Annotated in this window: 22 protein-coding genes; 11 read left to right on the forward strand and 11 right to left on the reverse strand. The window is 63.1% G+C overall.

What is annotated here, in order from left to right; translation table 11 throughout:
• The first annotated feature begins 34 nt into the window (after window positions 1–34).
• The 7 genes from AACW87_RS20405 to tldD all read left to right on the forward strand — a co-directional run bounded on the left by AACW87_RS20405 (window position 35) and on the right by tldD (window position 9,808).
• Complete coding sequence (locus tag AACW87_RS20405; RefSeq protein ID WP_042868627.1) at window positions 35–622, forward strand: Maf family protein; 588 nt, start codon at window positions 35–37, stop codon at window positions 620–622.
• A gap of 194 nt (window positions 623–816) precedes the next feature.
• A complete protein-coding gene (gene rng, locus AACW87_RS20410) occupies window positions 817–2,286 on the forward strand; it encodes a ribonuclease G (RefSeq protein ID WP_042868629.1) in 1,470 nt (489 codons plus the stop codon).
• Window positions 2,287–6,186, forward strand: coding sequence for a YhdP family protein (locus AACW87_RS20415; RefSeq protein WP_241325984.1), 3,900 nt, complete (start codon window positions 2,287–2,289; stop codon window positions 6,184–6,186).
• Between the two features lie 37 nt (window positions 6,187–6,223).
• Complete coding sequence (locus tag AACW87_RS20420; RefSeq protein WP_098980971.1) at window positions 6,224–6,544, forward strand: Dabb family protein; 321 nt, start codon at window positions 6,224–6,226, stop codon at window positions 6,542–6,544.
• Between the two features lie 25 nt (window positions 6,545–6,569).
• On the forward strand, window positions 6,570–7,376 hold the full coding sequence (locus tag AACW87_RS20425; RefSeq protein WP_241325985.1) for a carbon-nitrogen hydrolase family protein: 807 nt from the start codon (window positions 6,570–6,572) through the stop codon (window positions 7,374–7,376).
• Window positions 7,377–7,509: 133 nt separating this feature from the next.
• Window positions 7,510–8,082 (forward strand): GNAT family N-acetyltransferase, encoded by a 573-nt coding sequence (locus AACW87_RS20430; protein WP_241325986.1) that lies wholly within the window; start codon window positions 7,510–7,512, stop codon window positions 8,080–8,082.
• 277 nt (window positions 8,083–8,359) lie between these two features.
• Window positions 8,360–9,808 carry a metalloprotease TldD gene (tldD, locus tag AACW87_RS20435; RefSeq protein WP_241325987.1) on the forward strand — a complete coding sequence of 483 codons (1,449 nt, stop codon included), beginning with the start codon at window positions 8,360–8,362 and terminating at the stop codon, window positions 9,806–9,808.
• 145 nt (window positions 9,809–9,953) lie between these two features.
• On the opposite strand, the gene AACW87_RS20440 is transcribed toward tldD, so the two are convergent.
• From AACW87_RS20440 to AACW87_RS20450, 3 genes are all read right to left on the reverse strand, one after another.
• Window positions 9,954–10,157, reverse strand: coding sequence for a hypothetical protein (locus AACW87_RS20440; RefSeq protein WP_042868639.1), 204 nt, complete (start codon window positions 10,155–10,157; stop codon window positions 9,954–9,956).
• A 161-nt stretch (window positions 10,158–10,318) separates the two neighbouring features.
• Window positions 10,319–11,035 carry a MarC family NAAT transporter gene (locus tag AACW87_RS20445; RefSeq protein ID WP_241325988.1) on the reverse strand — a complete coding sequence of 239 codons (717 nt, stop codon included), beginning with the start codon at window positions 11,033–11,035 and terminating at the stop codon, window positions 10,319–10,321.
• 135 nt (window positions 11,036–11,170) lie between these two features.
• Window positions 11,171–12,487 (reverse strand): MFS transporter, encoded by a 1,317-nt coding sequence (locus AACW87_RS20450; protein WP_241325989.1) that lies wholly within the window; start codon window positions 12,485–12,487, stop codon window positions 11,171–11,173.
• 247 nt (window positions 12,488–12,734) lie between these two features.
• On the opposite strand from AACW87_RS20450, the gene AACW87_RS20455 reads away from it, so the two are divergent.
• Window positions 12,735–13,418: an adenine nucleotide alpha hydrolase gene (locus tag AACW87_RS20455; RefSeq protein ID WP_241325990.1), complete on the forward strand. Its 684-nt coding sequence runs from the start codon at window positions 12,735–12,737 to the stop codon at window positions 13,416–13,418.
• On the opposite strand, the gene AACW87_RS20460 is transcribed toward AACW87_RS20455, so the two are convergent.
• The 5 genes from AACW87_RS20460 to AACW87_RS20480 are packed head-to-tail and all read right to left on the reverse strand — an operon-like array spanning window position 13,415 to window position 19,903.
• Window positions 13,415–14,545 carry an HD-GYP domain-containing protein gene (locus AACW87_RS20460; RefSeq protein WP_043134915.1) on the reverse strand — a complete coding sequence of 377 codons (1,131 nt, stop codon included), beginning with the start codon at window positions 14,543–14,545 and terminating at the stop codon, window positions 13,415–13,417. The genes AACW87_RS20455 and AACW87_RS20460 overlap by 4 nt on opposite strands.
• Window positions 14,546–14,555: 10 nt before the next feature.
• A complete protein-coding gene (locus tag AACW87_RS20465; protein WP_241325991.1) occupies window positions 14,556–17,222 on the reverse strand; it encodes a response regulator in 2,667 nt (888 codons plus the stop codon).
• The gene (locus tag AACW87_RS20470; protein ID WP_241325992.1) at window positions 17,223–18,287 is read right to left on the reverse strand and encodes an ATP-binding SpoIIE family protein phosphatase; all 1,065 of its coding nucleotides are present in this window, start codon (window positions 18,285–18,287) and stop codon (window positions 17,223–17,225) included. It lies immediately after the preceding gene.
• Window positions 18,288–18,292: 5 nt separating this feature from the next.
• Window positions 18,293–18,664, reverse strand: a complete 372-nt coding sequence (locus tag AACW87_RS20475) for an anti-anti-sigma factor (RefSeq protein ID WP_098984970.1) — start codon at window positions 18,662–18,664, stop codon at window positions 18,293–18,295.
• A 15-nt stretch (window positions 18,665–18,679) separates the two neighbouring features.
• Entirely contained in the window at window positions 18,680–19,903 is a 1,224-nt protein-coding gene (locus AACW87_RS20480) for a PAS domain-containing protein (RefSeq protein ID WP_241325993.1), read from the reverse strand.
• A 293-nt stretch (window positions 19,904–20,196) separates the two neighbouring features.
• Between AACW87_RS20480 and aphA the strand changes: the two genes are divergently transcribed.
• A complete protein-coding gene (gene aphA, locus AACW87_RS20485) occupies window positions 20,197–20,907 on the forward strand; it encodes an acid phosphatase AphA (RefSeq protein WP_241325994.1) in 711 nt (236 codons plus the stop codon).
• A gap of 64 nt (window positions 20,908–20,971) precedes the next feature.
• Here the strand turns inward: aphA and ypfJ are convergent, their stop codons facing one another.
• Window positions 20,972–21,817, reverse strand: a complete 846-nt coding sequence (gene ypfJ / locus AACW87_RS20490; RefSeq protein ID WP_241325995.1) for a KPN_02809 family neutral zinc metallopeptidase — start codon at window positions 21,815–21,817, stop codon at window positions 20,972–20,974.
• A 107-nt stretch (window positions 21,818–21,924) separates the two neighbouring features.
• Entirely contained in the window at window positions 21,925–22,188 is a 264-nt protein-coding gene (locus AACW87_RS20495; protein WP_043134924.1) for a hypothetical protein, read from the reverse strand.
• A gap of 174 nt (window positions 22,189–22,362) precedes the next feature.
• On the opposite strand from AACW87_RS20495, the gene AACW87_RS20500 reads away from it, so the two are divergent.
• The gene (locus AACW87_RS20500) at window positions 22,363–23,184 is read left to right on the forward strand and encodes an HDOD domain-containing protein (protein WP_043134925.1); all 822 of its coding nucleotides are present in this window, start codon (window positions 22,363–22,365) and stop codon (window positions 23,182–23,184) included.
• Between the two features lie 117 nt (window positions 23,185–23,301).
• Window positions 23,302–23,823, forward strand: coding sequence for a GNAT family N-acetyltransferase (locus AACW87_RS20505; protein ID WP_241325996.1), 522 nt, complete (start codon window positions 23,302–23,304; stop codon window positions 23,821–23,823).
• A 152-nt stretch (window positions 23,824–23,975) separates the two neighbouring features.
• Here the strand turns inward: AACW87_RS20505 and AACW87_RS20510 are convergent, their stop codons facing one another.
• The gene (locus AACW87_RS20510; RefSeq protein ID WP_098980954.1) at window positions 23,976–24,152 is read right to left on the reverse strand and encodes a hypothetical protein; all 177 of its coding nucleotides are present in this window, start codon (window positions 24,150–24,152) and stop codon (window positions 23,976–23,978) included.
• Between the last annotated feature and the right edge of the window lie 172 nt (window positions 24,153–24,324).

Consider the following 24,324-nt stretch of genomic DNA (forward strand, 5'->3'; position numbering starts at 1 on the left):
GCATTGTAACTTTACCTCATCTCATTAAGTGAATATGAACAAGCACAACGAACTGCAACTGTATCTCGCCTCGGGCTCGCCCCGCCGTCATGAACTGCTTGCCCAGCTGGGGTACCGCTTCGAGGTGCTCAGACTGGATGTGCCGGAACGGCGGGAAGAGGGTGAAAAGGCGCAGGATTACGTCTGCCGCCTCGCCCGTGACAAGGCGATGGCCGGCGTGGCAGCCGCCCCGACGGCGCTGCCGGTGCTGGGTGCCGACACCATAGTGGTGCTGGGGGATCGGGTGCTGGAAAAGCCGTCCGATCTGCTCGATGCCAAAGACATGCTGGAGGCGCTCTCCGGCAAGGTGCATCAGGTGATGACGGCGGTGGCGCTGGCGACTCCGGAGCGCTGCGATGTGCGCCTGGTCACCACCAACGTGGCGTTTCGCAAGCTGGACGAGGCCGAGATCGAAGCCTACTGGCGCACGGGTGAGCCCTGCGACAAGGCCGGTGCCTATGCGATTCAAGGGATTGCCGGCAAGTTTGTCAGCCGCATCGAGGGGAGCTACAGCGCTGTGGTCGGCCTGCCCCTGCTGGAAACGGATCTGCTGATCAAGCATCATCTGGAACAGTCTCGGTAATCTATCCGCCAGCCGTGTTCTGCGAGGCCCGTTCAGCGGGCAGGCACAGGGTCGGAACATGGCGGTCAGAATTTGAAGCCATCACAGGCAAGGCATGGGTCGGTGAAACTCGCCGGCTGTTTCTTACTGCGTTACTCACCGGGCTCGCGCCGGTTTGGCTGCCAGAATTTAAAACTAGAAAGGCAAGGTAACTTATGTCGGTAGAACTGCTGGTGAACGTCACCCCCTCCGAAACCCGGGTCGCCCTGGTCGAAAACGGTCTGCTGCAGGAAGTGCACGTAGAGCGTCAGGCCAAGCGCGGCATAGTGGGCAACATCTACAAAGGCAAGATCAGCCGGGTGCTGCCCGGCATGCAGGCGGCTTTCGTCGATATCGGCATGGACAAGGCGGCCTTCCTGCACGCTTCCGACATAGTGCCGCACACCGAGTGCGTGGCGGTGAAGGAGAAGGAGCAGTTCCAGGCCGGCAACATAGCCGAGCTGGTACGCCAGGGGCAGGACATCATGGTGCAGGTGGTGAAAGATCCGCTGGGCACCAAGGGCGCCCGTCTCACCACCGACATCACGCTGCCGTCCCGCTATCTGGTGTTCATGCCGGGCAGCGCCCACGTCGGCGTCTCCCAGCGCATCGAGTCCGAAGCGGAGCGCGAGCGCCTCAAGCGTACCGTGGCCAGCTATGTGGATGATCTCGGTGGCTACATCATTCGCACCGCCGCCGAAGGGGTGGGGGAGCAGGAGCTGGAGCAGGACGCCGCCTTCCTCAAGCGGCTGTGGCGCAAGATCCTGGAGCGCAAGCAGAAGTACCCACCCTGCAAGATCCTCTACGAAGATCCCAGCCTGGCTTTCCGGGTGGTGCGCGACTTCGTCGGCGCCGAGCTCGACAAGATCCGGGTCGACTCGCGCCAGAGCTTCGATCAGCTCAAGCGCTTCACCGAGGAGTACGTGCCCGAACTGGCCGGCAAGCTGGAATACTACTCCGGCGAGTCGCCCATCTTCGATCTCTACGACGTGGAGAACGAGATCCAGCGCGCGCTGGATCGCAAGGTAGAGCTCAAATCCGGCGGTTACCTCATCATCGACCAGACCGAAGCCATGACCACGGTGGACATCAACACGGGTGCCTTCGTCGGCCATCGCAATCTGGAAGAGACCATCTTCAATACCAACGTCGAGGCGACGGCGGCCATCGCCCGCCACCTGCGCCTGCGCAACCTCGGCGGCATCATCATCATCGATTTCATCGACATGCAGTCCGAGGATCATCGCCGGCGGGTGCTGCACAGCCTGGAGCAGGCGCTCTCCAAGGACAGAGCCAAGACCAACGTCAACGGCTTCTCCCAGCTCGGTCTGGTGGAGATGACCCGCAAGCGTACCCGCGAGAGCCTGGAGCACGTGCTCTGCTCCGAGTGCCCCGAGTGCAAGGGGCGCGGCCGGGTCAAGACGGTGGAGTCGGTCTGCTTCGAGATCCTGCGGGAGATCATCCGGGTCAATCGCGCCTACGATGCGGATCAGTTCACCGTCTACGCCGCGCCGGCCGTGGCCGACTACCTGCGGGGCGAAGAGTCCCACAGCCTCGCCGAGCTGGAGGTGTTCATCGGCAAGCAGGTCCGGGTGGTGAGTGAACCACTCTGTGGCCAGGAACAATTCGATGTGGTGATGATGTAATTGGTCTATCGCTGGCTGAGTCGGGGCTGGTTAGCCCTCGGGGTCTTCTTCGTGCTGCTGGCCATCCTGGTCAGTCTGGTGCGCTTTGGCGGCCCCTTGCTCAATCAGCACAGGCAGGCACTGCTCGACACCCTGCTGGCCGACAGCAAGCTGGAAGCCAGCGTCGATCGCATCGGCCTGGACTGGACCCGGCGCGGCCCTGCTCTCGAGCTGCAACAGCTGGTGATAGCGCCGGATTCCGGCCGTTTCGCCCTGCGCCTTGGCAAGGTGTGGGCGCACCTCGACTTCTGGCGCTCCCTCAACGAACTCAAGCCGGTGTTCGGCCAGCTCATCTTGAGCGATGGCGACATAGCGCTGGATCTGGCCCAGCCGGCCGACCCCGAGCCCAGTGACGGCCGCGATCAGCAGCAGGCATTGCTGCGCTTTCTGCTGACCCAGCTCTCCACCTTCGACATTCACGACACCCGCCTCAGCCTGACCACGGCGCTGGGGGAGGTGCGGGCCCTCGACATCGCCCAGCTGCGCTGGCAGAACCGTGGCAAGCGCCATCAGGGGGTCGGCAAGGCCTATCTGATCAACGGGGTGGGCGAGAGCACCATAGATCTCATCCTGGATGTGGATGCCCCCGAGGCGCGGCTCGATCGGCTCAAGGGGCAGCTCTATCTGGGGGCCAGCCAGCTCGACATCAGCCCCATGCTGGCACGGATCCACGCCGGTGAGCCACGGGTGGCCGGCCAGCTCGATTTCCAGCTCTGGAGCACCTTTGCCAGCGGTCAGCTGGGGGAATCCCTGCTGGCATTCGGCAACAACTACCTGATCTGGCAGGATGAGAAGCAGGGTGCCATGCACCGTCTCGGCCTGCAGGGGGGCAAGATCCAGCTGCGCCGGGATGGCGAAGAGTGGCAGCTCGCCAGCCATGACGTGACCTTCAAGCTCGACGGCAAGCCCTGGCTGCAGAGCCGGTTGCAGCTCGAGCGGGTTGGCTCCCGCATTCAGGGTTATGTGCCCGCCATCGATCTGGATCAGGTCGCCAATCTGAGCCAGCTGGTCTCCGGTCTCTACCCAGAGTTGACCGAAACCCTCAAGCGCACCCAGCCCAAGGGCCAGCTGCAGGATCTTGTCCTGCAGGCCGACGCCGACTGGCGCGGGCTCTCCCTCAGCGGCCAGCTCTCCCACATCAAGGTCACCGCCTGGCAGGACGTGCCCGGCGTGCAGGATCTCAACGGCGAGTTCTGGCTGACTCCGACCGGTGGCAGCGCCCGGCTGGCGCTGCACAAGGACAAAGTGGATCCGGCGCGCCACTTCAAGGAGCCTATCCCGGTCGACAGCTTCTCGGCACGGCTCGACTGGTGGCAGGATCCCAGGGGCTGGGTGCTCTATGGTCAGGACGTGGCGCTGGACAACCCGGATTTGACCCTCGCCAGCCGTTTCAGGATGGATCTGTACGAACACACCTTCCTCGCCCTGACCGGTCGCATCGACGTCAAGAATGCGGGCAATGCGGATCGCTACTACCCCTTGCAGGTGATGAGCAAGAGCCTGGTGGACTACCTGAGCGGTGCCATCAAGGGCGGCCAGGCCAGGGGCGCAGATCTGCTCTGGTACGGCGAGTTCAAGGATTTCCCCTACAGCAAAGGCGAGGGCATCTTCCAGGTGGCGGTGCCGCTGGAACGGGCCACCTTCGAGTTCTTCCCCGGTTGGCAACCGCTCACCGATCTGCAGATAGACCTGCTGTTCCAGAACGCCAGCCTCGACATGAACAGCCGCTCCACCCGGCTCGGCAAGGCCGGCTCCGACTCGGTCCATGCCTGGATCCCGGATCTCTACCCGGGCGCCCACCTCTATGTGGATGCCAAGGTAGAGGGCGAGGGCAAGGCCATCAGCGACTACCTGCAGGACTCTCCGCTGGGGGACTCCGTCGGTCAGGCGCTGCGGGAGATCGAGATCCGGGGCCCGCTCAAGGGCTCGGTCAAGCTGGATATCCCCCTCGATGGCGAGAGCGAGGTCAAGGCCAGCGGCGACGCCCTGTTCAGCAACAACAAGGTGCGGGTGGCCAGCCTGGATCTGCCGCTGGAGCAGGTGCAGGGGCGGCTCGAATATGACAACGAGCAGACCTGTTTCAGCAACCTCAAGGCGAGCCTGTGGAACCAGCCGCTGACCCTGGATTATCAGGGCCGGCAGCAGCCGAACCGCTATCAGGTCGACCTCAAGTTCAAGGGCTTGTGGGACAGCAGCCGCCAGCGCCGCGATCTGCCTGTGCTCGACATCCTCAAGGGGCGTGGCAACTGGGCCGGCACCCTGGGGCTGACCCTGCCCAATGACAAGCCGTTCAGCTTTCAGCTGGCGCTGGACTCCAACCTGCAGGGTATGGGGCTGGATCTGCCCTCGCCGCTGGCCAAGGACGCCAACAGCCGCTTGCCGCTCAAGGTGACAGCCCGTGGCCGCGACGGCAGCGCCGACATTCGCGCCGTGCTGGGAGCCGATGTGGATATGCAGAGCCGGCTGGTCTATGGCGATGGGGTGCCTTACCTCAGCCGGGTGCGGGTGGACGTGGGTCAGCCCGGGGCCCGGGTGCTGCGTGACAAGCCCATGCTGCTGGCCATCAACCAGCAGCAGGCGGATGTAGCCGGCTGGCTGGCCCGACTCAAGCAATGGCTGCCGGCAAGCACGGCGGCGGGCGGCAATGCCGTGGTCGGCCCCGCCTTCCTGCCCCAGGAGTGGTGGGTGGACGGCCAGCTGGCCCGCGCCGACATCGGCAGCGCCAACCTCAAGGCGGTGCACTTCACCGTGGGGCCGGTCAAGCAGGCCACTGAGGTGATGATCGACAGCCCGGATGTGATGGGAGTGGTGCGCCTGCCGGTGACCGAGCGTCAGCCCATAGACGCGAAATTTGCCCGCATCTATTGGTCCGGCAAGAGTTCGGATCTGAGCCCCGAGCCCGATGCCAGACAGGACAGGGCCATCATGGACGCCATTCCCTGGCTCACCTTCAGCTGCGTGGATTGCCGCTTCGGCGCCCTGCCGCTGGGGGAGGTGAAGGGAGAGCTGGTGCCCGGCGCCAACAAGCTGACCCTCAAGGGGCTGGACATGCGGCTGGCGGGCAGCCAGCTGACCGGCACTGTGGACTGGCTGGCCCAGCCCGGCTGGATGCAGACCCATGCCCGTGCCAGCATCAGCAGCAACAACAGCGAGCTGCTGCTCAAGCGGCTCGGCTATACCTCGCCCATCGGCGATGCGCCCGGCAAGATGGCGCTGGATCTGAACTGGAACGATGTGCCCTATCGGCTGGATGTGCCGACCCTGGCCGGCAGTGCCAACTATCAGCTGGAGGGGGGCACGCTGCGCGAGGTCAACGACAAGGGGGCGCGCCTGCTCTCCCTGCTCAGCCTGGACTCCCTGCTGCGCAAGCTGCGGCTCGATTTTCGCGATGTGTTCGACAAGGGCTTCTACTTCGAATCCATGTCCGCCTCCGCCAAGATCAAGCAAGGGGTGGTGGATAACCAGGACTTCTACATGAAGGGAGCGGCGGGCAACCTGCGCGGCGAAGGCATCGCCGACCTGGTGCGCTGGCGACTCGACTACGAGCTGAGCTTCTCCCCCAACCTGGGCGGCACCCTGCCGGTGGTGGCGGCCTTCTCCCTGACCCCGATCACCGGCCTCTATGTACTGGCCCTCTCCAAGCTGCTGGAGCCGGTGGTGGACGTGGTCACCCGCATCGATTTTCGGGTCTCGGGTCCGCTGGATGCTCCCAAGCTGATCGAGGCGGGGCGGGATCGGGCCCGCATCAAGCTCAACCAGCAGCAGAAGGAGGCGGTCGATGCGGTGGCCCCCAACCTGCCGGCGCAGGAAGTCACCCCCTTCCTGCTGACCCCCAAACACGCGGGGCCCGCCCAGCGCTGAGGCTGGTGGCGGGTCTTACCATCACAAGGAGTGAGCCATGATCCGACATATTCTGCTGATCACCTTCAAGGGTGAGGCCAGTCCCGACGATATCGCGGCCGTCAGGGCCGCCTTTCTCGCCATCCCCCATCAGGTCAGCGGCGTGCTGGCGGTGGAGTGGGGCCAAAATGACAGTCCGGAGGGGCGTGCCGAGGGTTTCACTCACAGCGTGCTGATGACCTTCGCCGACGAGGCCGCCCGCCAGCGCTATCTGCCCCACCCGGATCACGACGCTCTCAAGGCACTCTTTCGTCCCGTGCTGGATCGCATCATAGTGCTGGATTACACCCTGCAAGCGGGGGATGCTGTCACTGTCTGACGGCCAGAGCGACAAGGAGAGAGTCATGTGGTTAGCCGCAATACAGCTGGTGTCCGGCCGTTGCTGGCAGGATAACCGGGAGCAGATCGCCGCCGAGCTGGCTCTGCTGCCGAGTGAGCGGCCACTGCTGGTGCTGCTGCCGGAGAACTTCGCCCTGTTTGGCGAGCGGCAGGGCTATTTGGACGGGGCCGAGGCAATCGGTGCAGGGCCGATCCAGGCCCAGCTGGCCGAGTGGGCCCGTGTTCATGGCATCTGGCTGGTGGCGGGGGCCATGCCGACCACCATCGCCGGTTCGGAGCATATCCACACCAGCTCGCTGGTGTTCGACCCGAGTGGCGAGCTCAAGGGCCACTACCACAAGATCCACCTGTTCGATGTGGACGTGGCCGACAATCAGGGTCGCTACCGGGAGTCGGAGACCTTCAGCCCGGGGAGCCAGCCTGTGCTGGTGGATTCCCCCTTTGGTCCCCTCGGCCTCTCTATCTGTTATGATCTGCGCTTTCCCGAGCTTTACCGCCAGCTGGCCCGGGCCGGAGCCCGCGTGCTGCTGGTGCCTGCCGCTTTTACCGCCGTGACCGGCGAGGCGCACTGGGAGCCACTGCTGCGAGCCCGCGCCATCGAAAACCAGTGTTATCTGGTGGCTGCCAATCAGGGCGGTACCCACGAGACGGGGCGCCAGACCTGGGGCCACAGCATGGTGATCGACCCCTGGGGCCGGGTGCTGGCCTGCCAGCCAGCGGGCCGTGCCACAGTGCTGGCAAAGATGGATGCCGGGCTTGTCGATGAATTGAAGCGTACCATGCCGGTGCTGAGCCACGCCCGCCTGCTTTGATGGCGTACTGATGGACTGGCCGATGAATTGAAACGCAGCCTGTTGGCTGTGCCGGAGCATGCCCGTCTGCTTTGACGGGATAATAACGAATTGAAATGTATCTTGCTGGCGCTGTTGCCAGCCAGAGGTAGACATGGACAAGCTTGATATTCAGAGATGGGACGATCTGAGTCCGTCTCAGCAGAGAGAGGTTGCCGGCTTGCTGGACCGAGTCTGGCCATCGTCACCGAGTGATGCCACCAGCGTGGAACCGCTGCATAACCCAGCTCTGCAGCCGGTGTCGTTGCGCATGCTGCGTGGGAGCGAACTCGTTGCTTATGCCGCCGTGCTGAGTCAGCGGGTGGAGGTGGCGGGGCAGGTCTATTTGGCGCAGGGCCTGAGCTGCGTGGCTTGCGAGCCAAGACTACAAGGACAGGGGCTGGGAGGACGCGTTGTGGCTGAAGCTACGGCGTGGATGAAGAACTCGGGCGCCGACTTTGGCATTTTCAGTTGTGATGCCGAATTGTTGCCGTTTTACTGCCACCATGGTTGGGTCGAGGCCCCAGGCGTGCTGCTGTGCGGTAGTGTGGACACAGCTGCGCTCAATAGTGCGGATACTGGTAAGCGGGTGTTGCTGCGACTGTGGTCGACGCGAACCAGGGCCCGAGCAGCAGATTTTGGGCAGGCCTGCATCGTTCTGGGTCTACCGCCTGGCGAGTTCTGGTGATCAGAACCACACCGCGAGGTCGGGTGCCCGATCAGGGGCCAAGGCCCAGCACGAGTGCAAATGAATACCTTACTTATCGGTGAATTGAAACGCAGCCGCTGACCGGTACTAAGCCGGGTCCGGCTGTGGTCGGGTCGATTGGGCAAAGCCTGAACGGCCGTGATGCAGACCCTATGCAATTGGATTCGCAGCCATTCGAGGATGCCGCCATGCGGCCAATCGACCCTGCGAGTCGACAAACGGTTAAAACATCTCGTTACGAGAGTGGAGAAGAAGATTGAGTCTATTGAGCCAGGTTAGTGCCTCCCTGTTGGCCCCGAACGACCTAGATGAAGGCCGCCTGCAACAGCTGCTCGGCAGCCTGATGAGCCATCAGGTGGAGTTCGGCGACCTCTATTTCCAGCGCAGCTGGCACGAGTCCTGGATGCTGGAAGACGGCATCGTCAAGGATGGCAGCTACAACATCGACCAGGGCGTCGGGGTCCGCGCCGTCAGTGGCGAGAAGACCGGCTTTGCCTACTCCGATGAGCTGAGCCTGCTGGCGCTGCAACAATCGGTTACCGCCGCCCGTGGCATAGCCGCCGCCGGCGCCCAGGGCAAGGTGAAGGCCTGGGCCCGCACTGAGGCCAACCTGCTCTATCCGGCCATGGATCCCCTGCAGACCCTCGACAAGCACCAGAAGATCGCCCTGCTGGAGCAGATGGACAAGTTTGCCCGCAGCCTGGATCCCGCCATCAATCAGGTGATGGCCTCCATCAGCGGCGTCTATGAAGAGATACTGGTGGCCGCCACCGACGGCACGCTCGCCGCCGACGTGCGCCCGCTGGTGCGCTTGTCGGTGACAGTGATCGCCGAGAAGGGGGAGCGCCGCGAGCGCGGCAGCGCTGGTGGCGGTGGTCGCTGTGGTTATGATTATTTCCTGGAGCTGGACGGGCTGGAGAGCCGGGCCTTCGGCTATGTGCGTGAAGCCGTGCGCCAGGCGCTGGTCAACCTCGAGGCCATAGACGCCCCGGCCGGCACCATGCCGGTGGTGCTCGGCGCCGGCTGGCCCGGCGTGCTGCTGCACGAAGCCGTGGGCCACGGTCTGGAGGGGGACTTCAACCGCAAGGGCTCGTCCGCCTTCGCCGGCCGCATCGGCGAGCAGGTCGCCTCCAAACATTGCACCATAGTCGATGACGGTACCCTGCCGGGTCGGCGCGGCTCCGTCAGCATAGATGACGAGGGGACGCCGGGCGGCTACAACGTCTTGATCGAAAACGGGATCCTGAAAGGTTATCTGCAAGACAAGCAGAACGCCCGCCTGATGGGCGTGCCGCTCACCGGCAACGGTCGCCGCGAATCCTACGCCGCCCTGCCGATGCCGCGCATGACCAACACCTACATGCTGGCGGGTCAGTATGATCCGGCGGAGATCATCGCCTCGGTGAAGAAGGGCATCTATGCCCCCAACTTCGGCGGCGGTCAGGTGGACATCACCTCCGGCAAGTTCGTCTTTTCCGCCTCCGAGGCCTACCTCATCGAGGATGGCAAGATAACGACCCCCATCAAGGGCGCGACCCTGATAGGTAATGGCCCAGAGGCCATGAGCCAGGTCTCCATGGTGGGTCGGGATCTGGCGCTCGATCGCGGAGTCGGCGTCTGCGGCAAGGAGGGGCAGAGCATTCCAGTCGGGGTCGGCCAGCCCACCCTCAAGCTGGACCAGCTCACAGTGGGTGGCACCTCCTAGGTTGGGTCGGCCGCGCCGTGCATAACCCGACGCTGCATCTGCAAAGTCAAACCCCGGCACCTGCCGGGGTTTTGTCATTCAGGCAGACGGCAACCAACAAAAAGCCCCGGTACATGGCCGGGGCTGGTGGATAGGGGGGACTGGGTCAGTTGACCGATATGGCTCTGGCGTCTATGTAGAAGCGCGCATTGCCTTGTGGATCGACCCTGATCTGGGCAACCAGACGATCGCTCTGTTTGTATTCCCACCGTGTTTTTATCCTGGCCAGGGCGGGGCTGGCTGCACCGACCACATTCAGATATTCATGAAACAGGCTGTAGCTTCCAATCTCGGTCAGCATCTTTTCCATTTGCACATCTCCTGCAGTGAGTGGGTGTCTCCACCCACAAACCTATCAAGCACACTCTGAATTGAGTCTGTACAAAAAACACACTAACTCATTTATGTGTCAGCAACATGATCAGGCGCAAGATCAGTGACGATTGTCGGCGGTTATGACACCGTTTTCAGTCAGGGCTGGCGGGCCTCTTCCAATTGTTCGAGTGCACCGGATACATGTGGCAATGCAGGTGCCGTTTGTGCCGCAGGGGCGCCGTGGAACACGGGATCCTGTGCCACTTCCTTGATGCCGTTGATGCAGAACTGCATGCCCATGCACACCAGCAGGAAGCCCATGATCCGGGTCATGGCATCTATGCCGGTGGCACCGAGGATCTTGCAGACAGGATCCGCCAGCTTGAGCACGCCCCAGCTGAGTGCGCTCATCAGGGCGAAGGCGGTCACCATGGCGGCATAGATGGTGAAGCGGTTGTACTCGTCGGGCAGCTCGGCTATCTGGGCGGCGCCGCTGATCACCAGCGCCATGGTTCCCGGCCCGCACATGCTGGGCATGGTCAGCGGCACGAAGGCGATGCTCTGGTTGATATCGACCCCGGCCGCCTGGCTGGGGGCCGGGAACAGCATGCGAAAGCCGATGAAGGCGATGATGAGACCGCCGGCCAGGCGCAGGCCGGGAATGGAGATCCCGAACAGATCCAGGATGGAGGAGCCGATGAAGAAGCTGACGCAGAGGGTGCAGAACAGATAGATGGCGGCCAGATTGATCTGGCGGCGCACGTGCTCACGGGACATGCCCTTGCTCAGCCCCAGCAACAGGGTGGCCGTGGTGGGTGGATTGACCATGGGCAGCAGGGCAAGCAAGGCGAGAAATACGACCTGAAAGAACATCATGAACCTCGGATGACTAGAGTGGAGGAGTGTCCCGGGCCGTCGACAGGCCCGAGAGGGAGGCTATCTTATGTCGGCCGGGCTGAACACCAGCCATATGAAAAAAGCCCCGATTTCAGCGGGGCTTGCGAGGGGTCAGGCGATTTGCGGTGCAGCCTGCCGCTGGTTGCGCTGTTGCAGCCAGAGCAGCAGGCCGATGGCAAAGCCCAGTGCCGACAGGCTCACCACATAGTGGGAGGGGGCCAGCACGTCGTTCTTCATCCACAGGGTCACCAGCATGGGCGTCAGGCCGCCGAAGATGGCGTAGGCCACGTTGTAGGAGAACGACAGCCCGGAGAAACGCACCACTGCCGGGAAGGCGTTGACCATGACGTAGGGCACGGCGCCGACGATCCCGACCGCGAAGCCCGCCAGCATGTAGAGCGGGATCAGCTGATCCATGCCGGCCGCCAGGCCGTGGTAGAAGGCGTAGCTGGCGCCAGCCAGCAACAGGGAGCCCAGCATGAAGGTGGGACCGCTGCCGAGGGCATCGATCAGCCGGCCATAGAAGATGCAGCCAAGGGTCAGGGCCAGGATGGCCAGGGAGTTGGCGGTCAGGGCATCGGCGGGGCTGATGCCATGCACCTTCTGCAGGTAGGTGGGGGTCATCAGGATCACCACGACTATGCCGGCGGAGAGCAACCAGGTCAGCAGCATGGAGATCAGCACGCTGCCCTTGTGGTTGCGCAGCACAGTCTTGAGCGGCAGCTCTTCCGCCAGCGCCTTGTTGGCCTGCATCTCGGCGAAGACCGGGGTCTCGTGCAGCCAGCGGCGCAGGTACATGGCGACTATGCCGAATGCTCCGCCGAGTACGAAGGCCAGACGCCAACCCCAGTCACTCACCTCGGCCGGGCTCATGCCGCGGTTGATGGCAGTGGCCACCAGGGAGCCAAGCAGTATGCCGGCCGTCAATCCCGCGGTGAGGGTGCCGCAGGCGACGCCGACCCGGCGGGCGGGTACGTGCTCCGCCACGAACACCCAGGCACCCGGCACTTCGCCACCGATGGCGGCTCCCTGCAGGATCCGCAGCAGCAGCAACAGCAGGGGGGCGGCGATGCCGAGGGTGGAGTAGGTGGGCAGCAGGCCGATCAGCAGGGTCGGCAGCGCCATCAGCAATATGCTGAGGGTGAACATCCGCTTACGGCCGATGAGATCGCCGAAGTGGGCCATGATGATGCCGCCGAGGGGGCGCGCCAGGTAACCGGCGGCGAAGATGCCGAAGGTCTGGAACTGGCGCAGCCACTCGGGAATGTCGGCCGGGAAGAACAGCTCGCCGATCACCACGGCGAAGAAGACGAAGATGATAAAGTCGTAGAATTCGAGGGCGCCACCGAGAGCGGCCAGGCTCAGGGTCTTGTAATCCTGTCGGTTGAGGGGACGGCTGTGGTCGTAAGCTTGCGTGACTGTCGTCATATCCTTATGTTTCCCATCGTTTTTTTAGTTATTGTTCCCCATCCTTTGAGGGGACACGCTCATGACCGAGGGTATGCTTTTGCATCCCGGTATGTAAATCGCACAATTCGCAACACTGTCTTGCAGCTTTTTGGTGCAGCGAGGTGGGGAACCGGGCCCATATCCGGGAGCCTGCTCCCGGGGCGAATGACTACAACTATACCCGGGTACTCAACCCGTTTCCGGGTACAAGACAGCTGGAGAAATCATGAATAAAACCAAGGTGTTGCTCTCCTGGAGCAGCGGCAAGGACAGCGCCTGGGCGCTGCACACATTGCGGCAGGATCCGGCCATCGAGGTGGTGGGTCTGTTTACCACCCTCAATCAGGCCTTCGAGCGGGTGGCCATGCACGGGGTGCGCAAGCAGTTGCTGATGCAGCAGGCAGAGTGTGTTGGCTTGCCACTGACCACCATCGATCTGCCCTGGCCCTGCACCAATGAGGATTACGCCCGCATCATGACCGACTTCATCGCGGGCGTGGTGGCAGAGGGGATCCACCAGATGGCGTTTGGCGATCTCTTCCTCGAGGATGTGCGCGCCTATCGGGAGAAACAGCTGCTGGGAACGGGCATTGAGCCACTGTTTCCGCTGTGGGGCAGCGACACGGCCAAGCTGGCGCAGCAGATGATGGCGGCTGGGCTCAGGGCCAGGATCAGCACCCTTGATCCGAAGAAACTGGATGCCAGCCTGGGCGGCCACGAGTTTGATCCCGCCTTGCTGGCGGCCCTGCCAGCCGGGGTGGATCCCTGCGGCGAGAATGGCGAGTTTCATACCCTGGCCTGGGACGGCCCCATGTTCCTGCGGCCGTTGACCATACGGGTCGGAGAGACTGTAGAGCGGGATGGCTTCGTCTTCACCGACCTGCTGCCTGCCGACCTCCCTATCGTCTAGTCGGTATTTGTCTCCCGCTCGCCCTTGTCGTCGTTGTAGCGCAGGGCTATGTCGTGAAACTGCGAGTGGATGCGGGCGAAGGTATCCGTGATGTCGGGGTCGAAGTGGCTGCTGCGCCCCGCCAATATGATGGGAACCACCTCATCGTGGGACATGGCGGCCTTGTAGCAGCGCTTGCTGATCAAGGCATCGTACACATCCGCCAGCGCCATCAGCCTGGCCGAGAGGGGGATCTCGTCCCCCATCAGGCCATAGGGGTAGCCGGTGCCATCCCACTTCTCATGGTGGTAACAGGCGATCTCCTTGGCCAGGCGCAGAAACTCGACCTCCACCCCCAGCGCCTCCTCGGCATGGACTATGGCCTCCTTGCCGAGGATGGAGTGATGCTTCATCTGGGCAAATTCGTCTGCATCCAGCTTGCCGGGTTTTAGCAGGATCCGGTCCGGCACGCCGACCTTGCCGATGTCGTGCAGGGGCGCCGACTTGAACAGCAGTTCTATGGTCTTGGGGGTCAGCTCGGCGCGAAAGCGGGGGTGATCGCACAGGGTCTCCGCCAGCAGCTTCACGTAGTGCTGGGTGCGCAGTATGTGGTTGCCGGTCTCGTTGTCGCGGGTCTCGGCCAGAGAGGCAAGGGAGTGGATGGTGATGTTCTGGATCAGCTCGTTCTCCCGGGTGCGCCGTTCCACCTCCTGCTCCAGATAGGCGTTCTGGTCGTGCAGCAGGTCCCGCGCGGCTTTCAGCTCCAGATGGTTTCTGACGCGGGCCAGCACGATGGCGGGGGTGATCGGCTTGTGGATATAGTCCACCGCGCCCAGCGCCAGCCCGTGTGCCTCCGCGCTCTCCTCCACCTTTGCGGTCAGGAAGATCACAGGAATGTCCCGCGTCTGCGGCATCTCCTGCAGCGCCTGCATCACCTGGTAACCGTCCATCAGGGGCATCACCACATCGAGCAGGATCAGATCCACCCGGGTGCCTGCCGACAGTATCTCCAGCGCCCGCCGGCCGCTGATGGCCACCTTGACTCTATAGTGAGGGCTCAGCAAGGCGCTGAGCAGGGAGAGATTCTCCGGCGTGTCATCGACCACCAGCAGGGTGGGTTTGGTGTCGGGATCCAGCAAATTGAGCATGATGGTGCCCTCACTCTTGGTTGAACAGATCGGGCTTGAGGGCCCGGACTTGTTGCAGATGTGCCAATGCGTCGGTGAAGCGGAACCGGGTCATGGCGTTGGCCATGGCCGGTGCGGCCTCCTCCAGCAAGGGGGCGAGCCTGGCCTGATGGTGCTGGAACAGGATGAAGGCCTCGGCATCATCCTCCAGCAGCAACTGGGTCAGCCGTGTCAGCACGGACGCTATGTCCGGTTGCGCCAGCTCGGGCCGAGCCGGGGAGGCCTGGGGGGGCAGCAGGGGGAGCAAGCCATCAGTCAGTTGCTGCTGCATCTGCAACCCCTGCTCGGCCAGGGGTAACAGGCTGCTGGTATCGTCTCCCCGGGCGATGGCACTCTCCAGTCGGGCCGCGATGTCCCGTAGCGGGTCGGCGCCCAGGGTGGCGGCTATGCCCTTGAGAGTATGGGCTTGCCGATGCGCCTCTTCGCTATCGTTGTTCTGCAGGGCGGCGATCAGATGCTGCATGGGTTGAACGCCCTGCTGGGCGAAGCGGCGCAGCAGGTCCCGATACCACTCCCAGTTGTGCATCAGGCGCTGCAGTGCTGTCTCTGCCTTGAACCCGAGCGCCTGCAACTGCGCCTGCAAGGGCTCCTCGCGCTGGGTCACCGAGGACTTGATCCGCCCCCCGGTTTCACGGCTGAAGGAGGTCGCCCAGCGCTGCAGGGCGGCATAAAGCTTGTCGGGATCTATGGGTTTGGCGATGTGGTCATCCATGCCAGCCTCCAGGCAGCGCTCCCGATCGCCGGCCATGACATTGGCCGTCATCGCCAGGATCGGGATGTGATGCCCCTCGCGCTCCTGCAGGCGCAGTAGCCGGGTAGCGGCCAGCCCGTCCATCACCGGCATCTGCATGTCCATCAGGATCAGGTCGTAGTGCGCTTGCTCCGCCATCTTCAGGGCGATGGCGCCATTGGCGGCTATGTCGACCTTGGCCCCGACCGCTCGCAGCAGCTCCCGCGCCACCTGCTGGTTCAGCTCGTTATCTTCCGCCAGCAGTATGGTGAGCCCGTCGAAGCGGTAGCTGTGGGCCGGTTGTTGTGACTTGAAGGCGACCGGCGTAGCTTGCTGGCCAAACAGACCTATGACGGTATCAAACAGCACTGAGGCGCACACCGGCTTGACCAGTACCCGGTCAAATCCGGCGGCCTCCGCCTCGCGAAATACCTCCTCCCGTCCGTAACCCGTCACCATGACCCGGTAGGGGCGTTGGGTGAAGCCGCGGGCGATGAGGCGGCGACCCGTTTCTATGCCATCCAGCCCCGGCATGTGCCAATCCAGCAGTACCACCTCATAGGGTCTCCCCTCCTGCTCGGCGCTGGCGATCATCTGCAGCGCCTGCTGGCCAGACTCTGCTGTGTCCACCACGAAGCTCATGCTGCTCAGCAGAGCGGCCAGTATGGTGCGGGAGCTGGCGCTGTCGTCGGTTACCAGCATGCGGCGGCCGCGCAGATCCAGGCTGGGCAGGTAGCGGGATCTGTACCTGCCCCGGCCAAGGCGGGCGGTAAACCAGAAGGTGCTGCCCTGGCCAGGTTCGCTCTGCACCCCCACCTCGCCTCCCATCAGCCCAGCCAGTTTGCGGGAGATGGCGAGTCCGAGGCCGGTGCCGCCGTACTTGCGGGTGGTGGAGCTGTCCGCCTGCTGGAAGGATTGGAACAGCCGCTGCTGTTGTTCCTGGCTCATGCCGATCCCCGTGTCCTGCACCGAGCAGTGCAGCAGCACCTCCTGCGGCAGTTTTTCCAGGCAGCTGACCTTGACCAGGATCTCGCCCTGCTCGGTGAACTTGACCGCGTTGTTGGCGTAGTTGATCAGGATCTGGCCGAGGCGCAGCGGATCGCCATAGAGCAGGGTATCGAGCTGGTGGTCGACCTCGAACAGCAACTCTATGCCCTTGGCCTCGGCCTTCTCGCCCACCAGGGTCGCCAGGTTTTCCAGCACATGGTCGAGATCGAATTCGATCCGCTCCAGATCCAGCTTGCCGGCCTCGATCTTGGAGAAGTCGAGGATGTCGTTGATGATACCGAGCAGGTGCTGGGCGGAGCGCTGGATCTTGCCCACGTAGTCGAACTGCTGCGGGTCGAGCCGGGTTTGCAGGGCGAGGTGGGCCATGCCGAGGATGGCGTTCATGGGGGTGCGGATCTCGTGGCTCATGTTGGCGAGAAAGTCGCTCTTGGCCCGGGTCGCGCTCTCCGCCAGTTCATAGGCTTGTTCCAGCTCCTGATTCTTGGTCTGCATCACGGCAAACAGCTCTTCCCGGGTCGGCTCGGCGAACTGCTGCTGCATCTGTTGCAGCATGCCGTCATCCGGCCAGTGGGGCAGGTGGCAGACCAGGGCGATGGCACTGTCCGAGTGAGATACCAGCCGTATGGTGCCATGAGCGGCGCCGGGTGAACCGGGTTGCAGCGGTTCATCGGCGGCCAGAGAGAGCCAGAGCTCCTGCGTCTTGCTCTCCAGCCACAACCGCAGTTGCAGCCAGCCGGTCGTCGCCGCCAGCTGGCGCACCAGCTCCGAGGTGGCCCCCGCCAGCGGGGCCACGAAGGTGGGGCTCTTGTCGATGCAGGTGAGAACCTGGATCACCTTGCGTCTGGCGGTGAGGGCCGCCGCCGGGCCAGAGAGCCGAATGTCACCGATCAGCTGTTGCATCTAGCCTTCCTCCTCCGGTTGCACCCGCAATATTATGCAGCTCGCATCGTCCGTGCTGCGGCCGCTGTGGGCTATGACCTGGCGAGCCAGGGTGGCGGGATCCGCCCCCAGTTCCAGTGCGCCATCGCGCAGGTTGAGTGATTCGCTGATGCCATCCGAGTAGAGCATCACCACATCCCCCGGCACTATGGGTTGACGTTGCAGCAAGGGGGTAGGGAAACGCTCCCCCAGCACGCCGTCGCGGGAGATGCCGCGCCAGGGCTCGTGACCACGCAGGCAGATGCGGGTATTGCCGATGCCGGCATAGCTCAGCTCGCCGCGTTCGCCATTGATCAGCGCCACGCCGGCGGCGGCTCCCCGGGTGCCGATGCAGTGCTGGTGGAGCAGGTGCAGCAGACGGGCAGGCTCCTGCTCCCGGCTGTTGTGCAGCGCCTCCTCGAGGATCTGCACCAGCTTGTTGGCCGAGGCGCCGTGGCCACTCACATCGATCAGCACCAACGAGACCCCGTCGGGGCCGGGGCGAATAAAGGCCAGATCGCCCGAGACCCGCTCCGGATAGCAGGGCCGGTTTTCGCTGGCCCACACCAGTGTCAGCGCGCGGGGGTTCGACACCTGAGTGGGCAGGGTGACGCGGGCCATCGAGGGTGCCGCCCCGAGCCACTTGCGGGCCTGTACCAGGGTGCCCCCCTCGGGCGGGGTGCTGATGGTGAGTTCGGACATCATGCGCCGCACGCCGGGCAGCCCCAGCCCAAGCGTGCCCGAGGTGCTGTAGTGATCCTGCATGGCCTGGTGCACGTCCGGGATGCCGGGCCCCTGGTCACGGGCGATGATGTCGATGCAGGGGCGTCCCTTGGGGTGATGGAGAGCCAGGGTGATCTCCCCCTTCGTGGCGTATTTCAGGATATTGCTGCCAAGCTCGGAGACCACGGTGGAGAGCATGGCGCGGTCCACCTCGGACAGGCTGGCGATGAAGGGGAGACGACGCACCGCCATCACCGTCAGGTGCAGGTCGATGTCGTGGCGCAACGGATACCTGGCTTCCTGCGCTGTCTGTTCCAGTTGCATGGGATTTACTCCTCGGCCTTGAGGCGATTGACATGGGCGAAGGCATCATCCATGTCGATGAAGCAGCGCAGCTGTCCCGGCTGCGCCTCGGCCAGCGCCAGAAAGGCGGCGATCCCTGCATTCAACCCGACCAGCAGGCAGATGGCGCCGAGCAGGCGGCACACGTCGGCCAGCTTGCACACCTGTCTGAATTCGTGGTGATCGAGCAGCATGACGCCGGAGAAGTCGAGCAGCACGGCGCGCTGACGGCCCTGTACCAGCCGCTGGGAGAGGGTCTGCATCAGCAGTTGCATGCCGTCGTCACCGAGATCGGGACGCATGCTGACCACGACGCAGTCAGCCACATTGGCTATGCCCAGATCGTTGTTGAGCTGCATGGTCATGGTCGCCTCCTAGAGGGTGGATCCAACCCGCTTGAGGGCAATTTCGAAGGCATCCCTCAGGGTCGCCGTGGTGCGGATATCGCCGACCGAGACCCCCAGCTCCACCATGGTGCGGGCGATGGCGGGAGAGACCCCTGAGATGATGGCCTCGCACCCCATGAACTGGGTCGCCTTGGTGATCTTGATCAACTGGTTGGCGACCCCGGTATCCACGGTGGCGACGCCGGCTATGTCCAGCACGAAGACGCGAGCCCGGGTCTCGGCAATCTTGGTGAGCGACTTGTTCATCACGTCGGCGGTACGCATGGAGTCTATGATCCCCACCAGCGGCAGCAGCAGGATGCCGTCCCAGATGGGGGTGACCGGGGTCGACATCTCCTGCAGCGACTTGTGCAGCTCCTCGCGCACCCTGGCGGCCTCTTCCGCCTCCTCCATGGCCCGTTTGAGCTGACGGTGCTGCTCCACCTGGGCCGTGATGTCGGTGGCAAACTTGACGATCTTGCTGGGCTTGCCGTTCAGATCCAGCACCGGATTGTAGGAGCCCTGGATCCAGACCTCCTCGCCCTGCTTGCCGAGCCGGCAGAACTCGCCGGCCAGGTACTCGCCGCGGCGCAATGTTTCCCAGAAGGCGCGATAATCGGGCGACTGGGCGTAATCCGGGTCGACCAGCAACCTGTGGTGCTGACCCTTCAGCTCCTCCAGCTGATAGCCCACTATGTCGAGAAAGCGCGAGTTGGCATCCAGAATGGTGCCATCCAGGGAAAACTCCACCTTGCCCATGACCCGGCTCAGGGCATTGATCTGGCCCTCGAAGTTGGCGTTGAGCTGCTTTTGTTCGGTCAGATCCATGGCGTATTCGATGATCCGGATCAGCTTGCCCTGTGCATCCAGCATCGGGCTGCAGGTGCCCAGGGTCCACACATCCCGTCCCTGCTTGTCCAGCCGGTGGAACTCCCCCTCCTGTGGCTGACCGCTGCGCAGTGCCTCCCAGAAGGCGGTATAGGATGGGGATTGCGCCTCATCCCGTGAGAGCAGCACCTCGTGGTGTTGACCCTTGAGTTCGTCCAGCGAATAGCTCATGAGGGCGAGAAAGCGCGGGTTGGCGTCCAGGATCTGCCCGTCGGGGGAGAGTTCGAGCCGCGCCAGCATCTTGTCGATGGCGTCCATCTGGGCCTGGTGAGGGGATGATGCTGAGCCGGTCTTGGTGGAATGGGCAGAGGTGTGTGCGTCCATGGCATCTCCAGTGAGAGAATGTCGTTGATGTTGATATCAATAAAGGGTGTTAAGCAGTTATAGCTCACGCGGGCTCTTTAGGCCTGAATTAAGGGTCAAAAGGGGCTGGTGGCGATCAGATGCGACGATCGCTCGGGTGAGGCCACATTCACGCGGCGCCTGGCGTTCATCACGCGTGGAAAATGCCGGTTGGCGCGAGTCACCTGGTTCCATTTTGTGGCCGGTTTCACGGTTTCGGTCGACAGCATGGGGCAGGATTGGCACCCTGTTTTATTCACGTCACGAGTCGTACCATGCCCGCTTTCCCCCGTCTTGCCCTGCTAGCCTCCCTGCTCGCCGCAACCCTCAGCCTGCCCGCCCTGGCCGATCAGGCCGTGACCAGCCCGACCGGTGTCACGACTGTGACTCTGGCCCAGCAGGCGCCCATTCACTGGGTGTCGGTGGCGCAGATTGCCGCCAGTCTGGATGGCCTGCCGCCGATGGCGGTGGGCTTCGACATCGACGACACCCTGCTCTTCTCCAGCCCGGGTTTCTATCGCGGCAAGCAGGAGTTCTCGCCCAACGACGAGAGCTACCTCAAGAATCCCGCCTTCTGGGAGAAGATGAACAACGGCTGGGATGCGTTCAGTGTGCCGAAAGAGGCGGGCAAGGCGCTGATCGCCATGCACCTCAAGCGCGGCGATCACATCTATTTCGTCACGGGTCGCTCGGCGACCAGGACCGAAACGGTGAGCCAGACGCTGCAGCAGACCATGGGGATCCCGGCCGATCGGCTCAATCCGGTGATCTTCGCCGGTGATCAACCGGGTCAGAACACCAAGGTGCAGTGGCTCAAGGATAAACAGATGAAGATCTTCTACGGCGATGCGGACGGGGATATCAAGGCGGCGCAGGCCGTGGGTGTGCGCGGCATACGCCTGCTGCGGGCAGCCAACTCCACCTACCGGCCGCTGCCGCTGGCTGGCGCTTTGGGGGAAGAGGTGATAGTCGACTCCCAGTTCTGATCGCCGTCTTGCAGTTGGCAAAAGGGCCGGCTCCTGTCAGGAGCCGGCCCTTTTTTCCTGGCGTCTAGCGGGCGGCGAAGGTATTGCAGCTGGCGGGTTTGCCGCTGTCAAAGCCGCGCTTGAACCAGGCGTAACGCTGGGCCGAGCTGCCGTGGGTGAAGCTGTCCGGGATCACCCGGCCCTGGCTCTGCTGTTGCAGGCGGTCGTCACCTATGGCCTGGGCGGCGTTGAGCGCCTCTTCCAGATCGCCGTGCTCCAGCACCTGCTCCCGCTCCATGTAGTGGCCCCAGATGCCGGCGAAGCAGTCGGCCTGCAATTCGAGTTTGACCGACAGCTTGTTCTGCTCGGCGCGGCTCAGTCCCTGTTGTTGCTGGCGCATCTTGCGCTCTATGCCGAGCAGGTTCTGCACGTGGTGACCCACCTCGTGCGCCACCACATAGCCCTGGGCGAAGTCGCCGTCGGCTCCCAGCTTGTCGCGCATCTCCTGATAGAAGGAGAGGTCTATGTAGACGGTGCGATCCGCCGGGCAGTAGAAGGGACCCATCACCGACTGGCCCTGACCGCAGCCGGTACGGGTTGCGCCGCGATAGAGCACCAGTTTTGGGGCCTGATAGGGGTTGCCGCTCTGCTGGAAGATCTCGCCCCAGGCATCTTCGGTGGAGGCCAGCATCACCGAGGTGAACTTGGCCAGGGGATCCTTGGCCGGCTGAGACACCTCCTGACGCTGGGGCTGGCTCTGGGTCGTCGGCTCGTTGAGCAGGGGGGAGAGGTCCACCCCGTAGTAGCCGGCCACCATGACCACCACCAGCAGGATCAGGCGACCCTTGCCGCCGATGGGAAGCCCGCCACCGCCGCCCTGTTGGCGCCTGTCTTCAACATTGTTGCTCTCACGGCGATTCTGCCAGCGCATAGTCTTGCTCCCCTCATGTGCAATGGCAGTAATGATAATGGCTGGCGGTGCGGCTTGCCTAACGGGGCCAGGCCTGCGGCAGGGCCGCAATCGGCTGGCAAGCGCGTTTATTCGGCCCAGGGCATCTCGGGCAGGGAGTCCAGAAACTGGGCGTAACGCTCAAGGTTGAAGGGACCCTGCTCCGCCTCCATCGCCATCAGTTCGGCGCCGAGGGCACAGGCGATGTATTGCAGCGCCTCTTCCCGTGGGGTGCCCTTCATCACCAGCCGCATCAGGGTCGCCTTGACCTGCAACGGGTGACCATCGATCAGCTGGTTGTCGACCATCTCCAGCAGGGTCTGTTCGTCAAAGAACTCGGTGGGTTCGCTCATGTTCAACTTCCTCGTCATGTCATAAAGGGTGCCAGTATAGCCACAATGCTATTAACACATTGAAATATGTCGATAAAAACATTCCTGTGAGGCCGCTTTTTGTTACCCATACTTACTGAGGGTTTGCTGTCGGCAAACGAAAGACATCATAAAATTGCATGGACGGATATCAAGATGCCCACCATAGACTCGCTGTTATCCAAGCCCCAAAATCTGCCCAATGTGCCCGAAGTCATGCGCGATCTGGTGCAGACCTTCAGTGAGAAGGAACCGGATATCCTGTTGATCGCCAAGAAGATCAACAAGGATCCCGTCATTTCGGCCAAGCTGCTGCGGCTGGCCAATTCCGCCAAGTTTGGCGGCAGTCGCCAGGTCGCCACCGTCAACGAGGCTGTGGTGCGACTCGGGGTCGATGTGGTGCGCAACATGGTGCTGGCCTGCGGTTTGACAGGCTCCATCAATGCGGTGCCCGGCATCGACCTCAAGCACTTCTGGGGCAAGGTGTTCGACGTGGCCGAGCTGGCCAGACGGCTTGCCAAGCTCAAGGGCATGAAGGGGGAGGAGGTGTTCACCTGCGCCCTGCTCTACGACATGGGGCGGCTCATCATGCATGTGGGACTGCCGGAGAACATGGTGAACCACATCAAGGATCTGGAGCCCAGCAAGGGGCGCGCCAAGGCCGAGGAGCTGGTGGTCGGCTTCAACTATGCCCAGACAGGGGCCGAGATGGCCAGGCGCTGGCAATTTCCCCTCAGCATCTGCCATGCGGTGGAGTATCACTACAACCCCTTGCTGGCCAAGGAGTTCTCTGCCGAGGCTGCGCTGATCCACCTGGGCATAGTGCTGGCGGCGCAGTCGGATGTGGGGGAGGAGGCGCCGCCCGAGTGGCCCGTCCAGGTGGCCGAGCGACTCGGCCTGGCCTGGCCGGATTGTGCCGCCGTGTTCATGGCCTTGCGCGAGCAGGGTAATGGCTATGCGGGTCTGCTGGCGGCCTGAGCCTGCTCATCCTGTTATCGGGGTCGCACTGCGGCCCTTTTTCATGGGGTTTGCCTTGCCAATGAGGCGGAGCAGGGGCAGTCTTGAGGGCCTGTTTTTGTTGAAAGGGCCCTTGCCATGATCCTCTCCGAGCGCCTGCTGCTGCGCGAACTGACCACAGCCGATGCCCCCTTCATTCTCGAATTGCTCAACGACAGCGACTTTCACCGTTATATCGGTGATCGCGGCATACGCACCCTGCTCGACGCCGAAAACTACATCCAGCAGGGGCCTGCCGTCAGCTATGCCCGCCATGGCCACGGCCTCTATCTGGTCGTGCGCAGGAGCGATGAGGCCAGGCTCGGCATCTGCGGCCTTATCAAGCGCGATACCTTGCCCTGCGAAGACATAGGCTACGCCTTCCTGCCCGCCTATCGGGGTCAGGGTTACGGCATAGAAGCGGCGCAAGCGGCGCTGCAAGATGGTCGGGAGAGGCTGGGGATAGAGCGAGTGATCGCCATCGTCACCCCGGGCAACGAGCGATCGGTGGCACTGCTGGCCAAGCTGGGGCTGGTGCGCAGTCGTCTGGTCAAGCTGAGCGAGGATGCTGATGAGTGTCTGCTGCTGGAGGCGGTTGGAACTCAAACCTGTCCGGTCTGAAGCGTGCAACGGCGAGGCGTGGCTGACAGTCTGGGATGGAAGGCTCTGTGAGTAGCGCTGGTGCGGGAGAAATTAAGTTCAAGAGGTGAAACAAAGAGGCCGCCGTGAGTTGCGGCCTGTCTGCATCGGGCGCTGCCGGTTGGCAGGCAGGATCAGTTGAGGTCTTCGATGGAGAACTCGCCAGCGATACCATCACAGGAGATGGCGAAACCGCCGCTGAAGCGGGTGCTGAACTGGATCAGGAACGCATCGGAATCCTGCTCTTGTGGAGGCAGGTTGATGGGTTTGCTGCGACGCAGGGGCTTGTGTGTATGTATGGCTTTCATCATGGTATTTCTCTATATAAATTAAGTGTTTGCTCCTTGTTTTTGCAAATGTCAGGTTAATGGGCGCGGTCAACCGCCAGGGTCGACAAGCGCGCAGGAATACCCAGCCCGAGTCACGGGCGTCTGCACTGTCAAGGAATATGCTGATGCATAAATCAAATTGGGTGGGCAGAAC

Source organism: Aeromonas sp. MR7 (assembly GCF_963899385.1).
Classification (GTDB): Bacteria; Pseudomonadota; Gammaproteobacteria; order Enterobacterales; family Aeromonadaceae; genus Aeromonas; species Aeromonas bestiarum.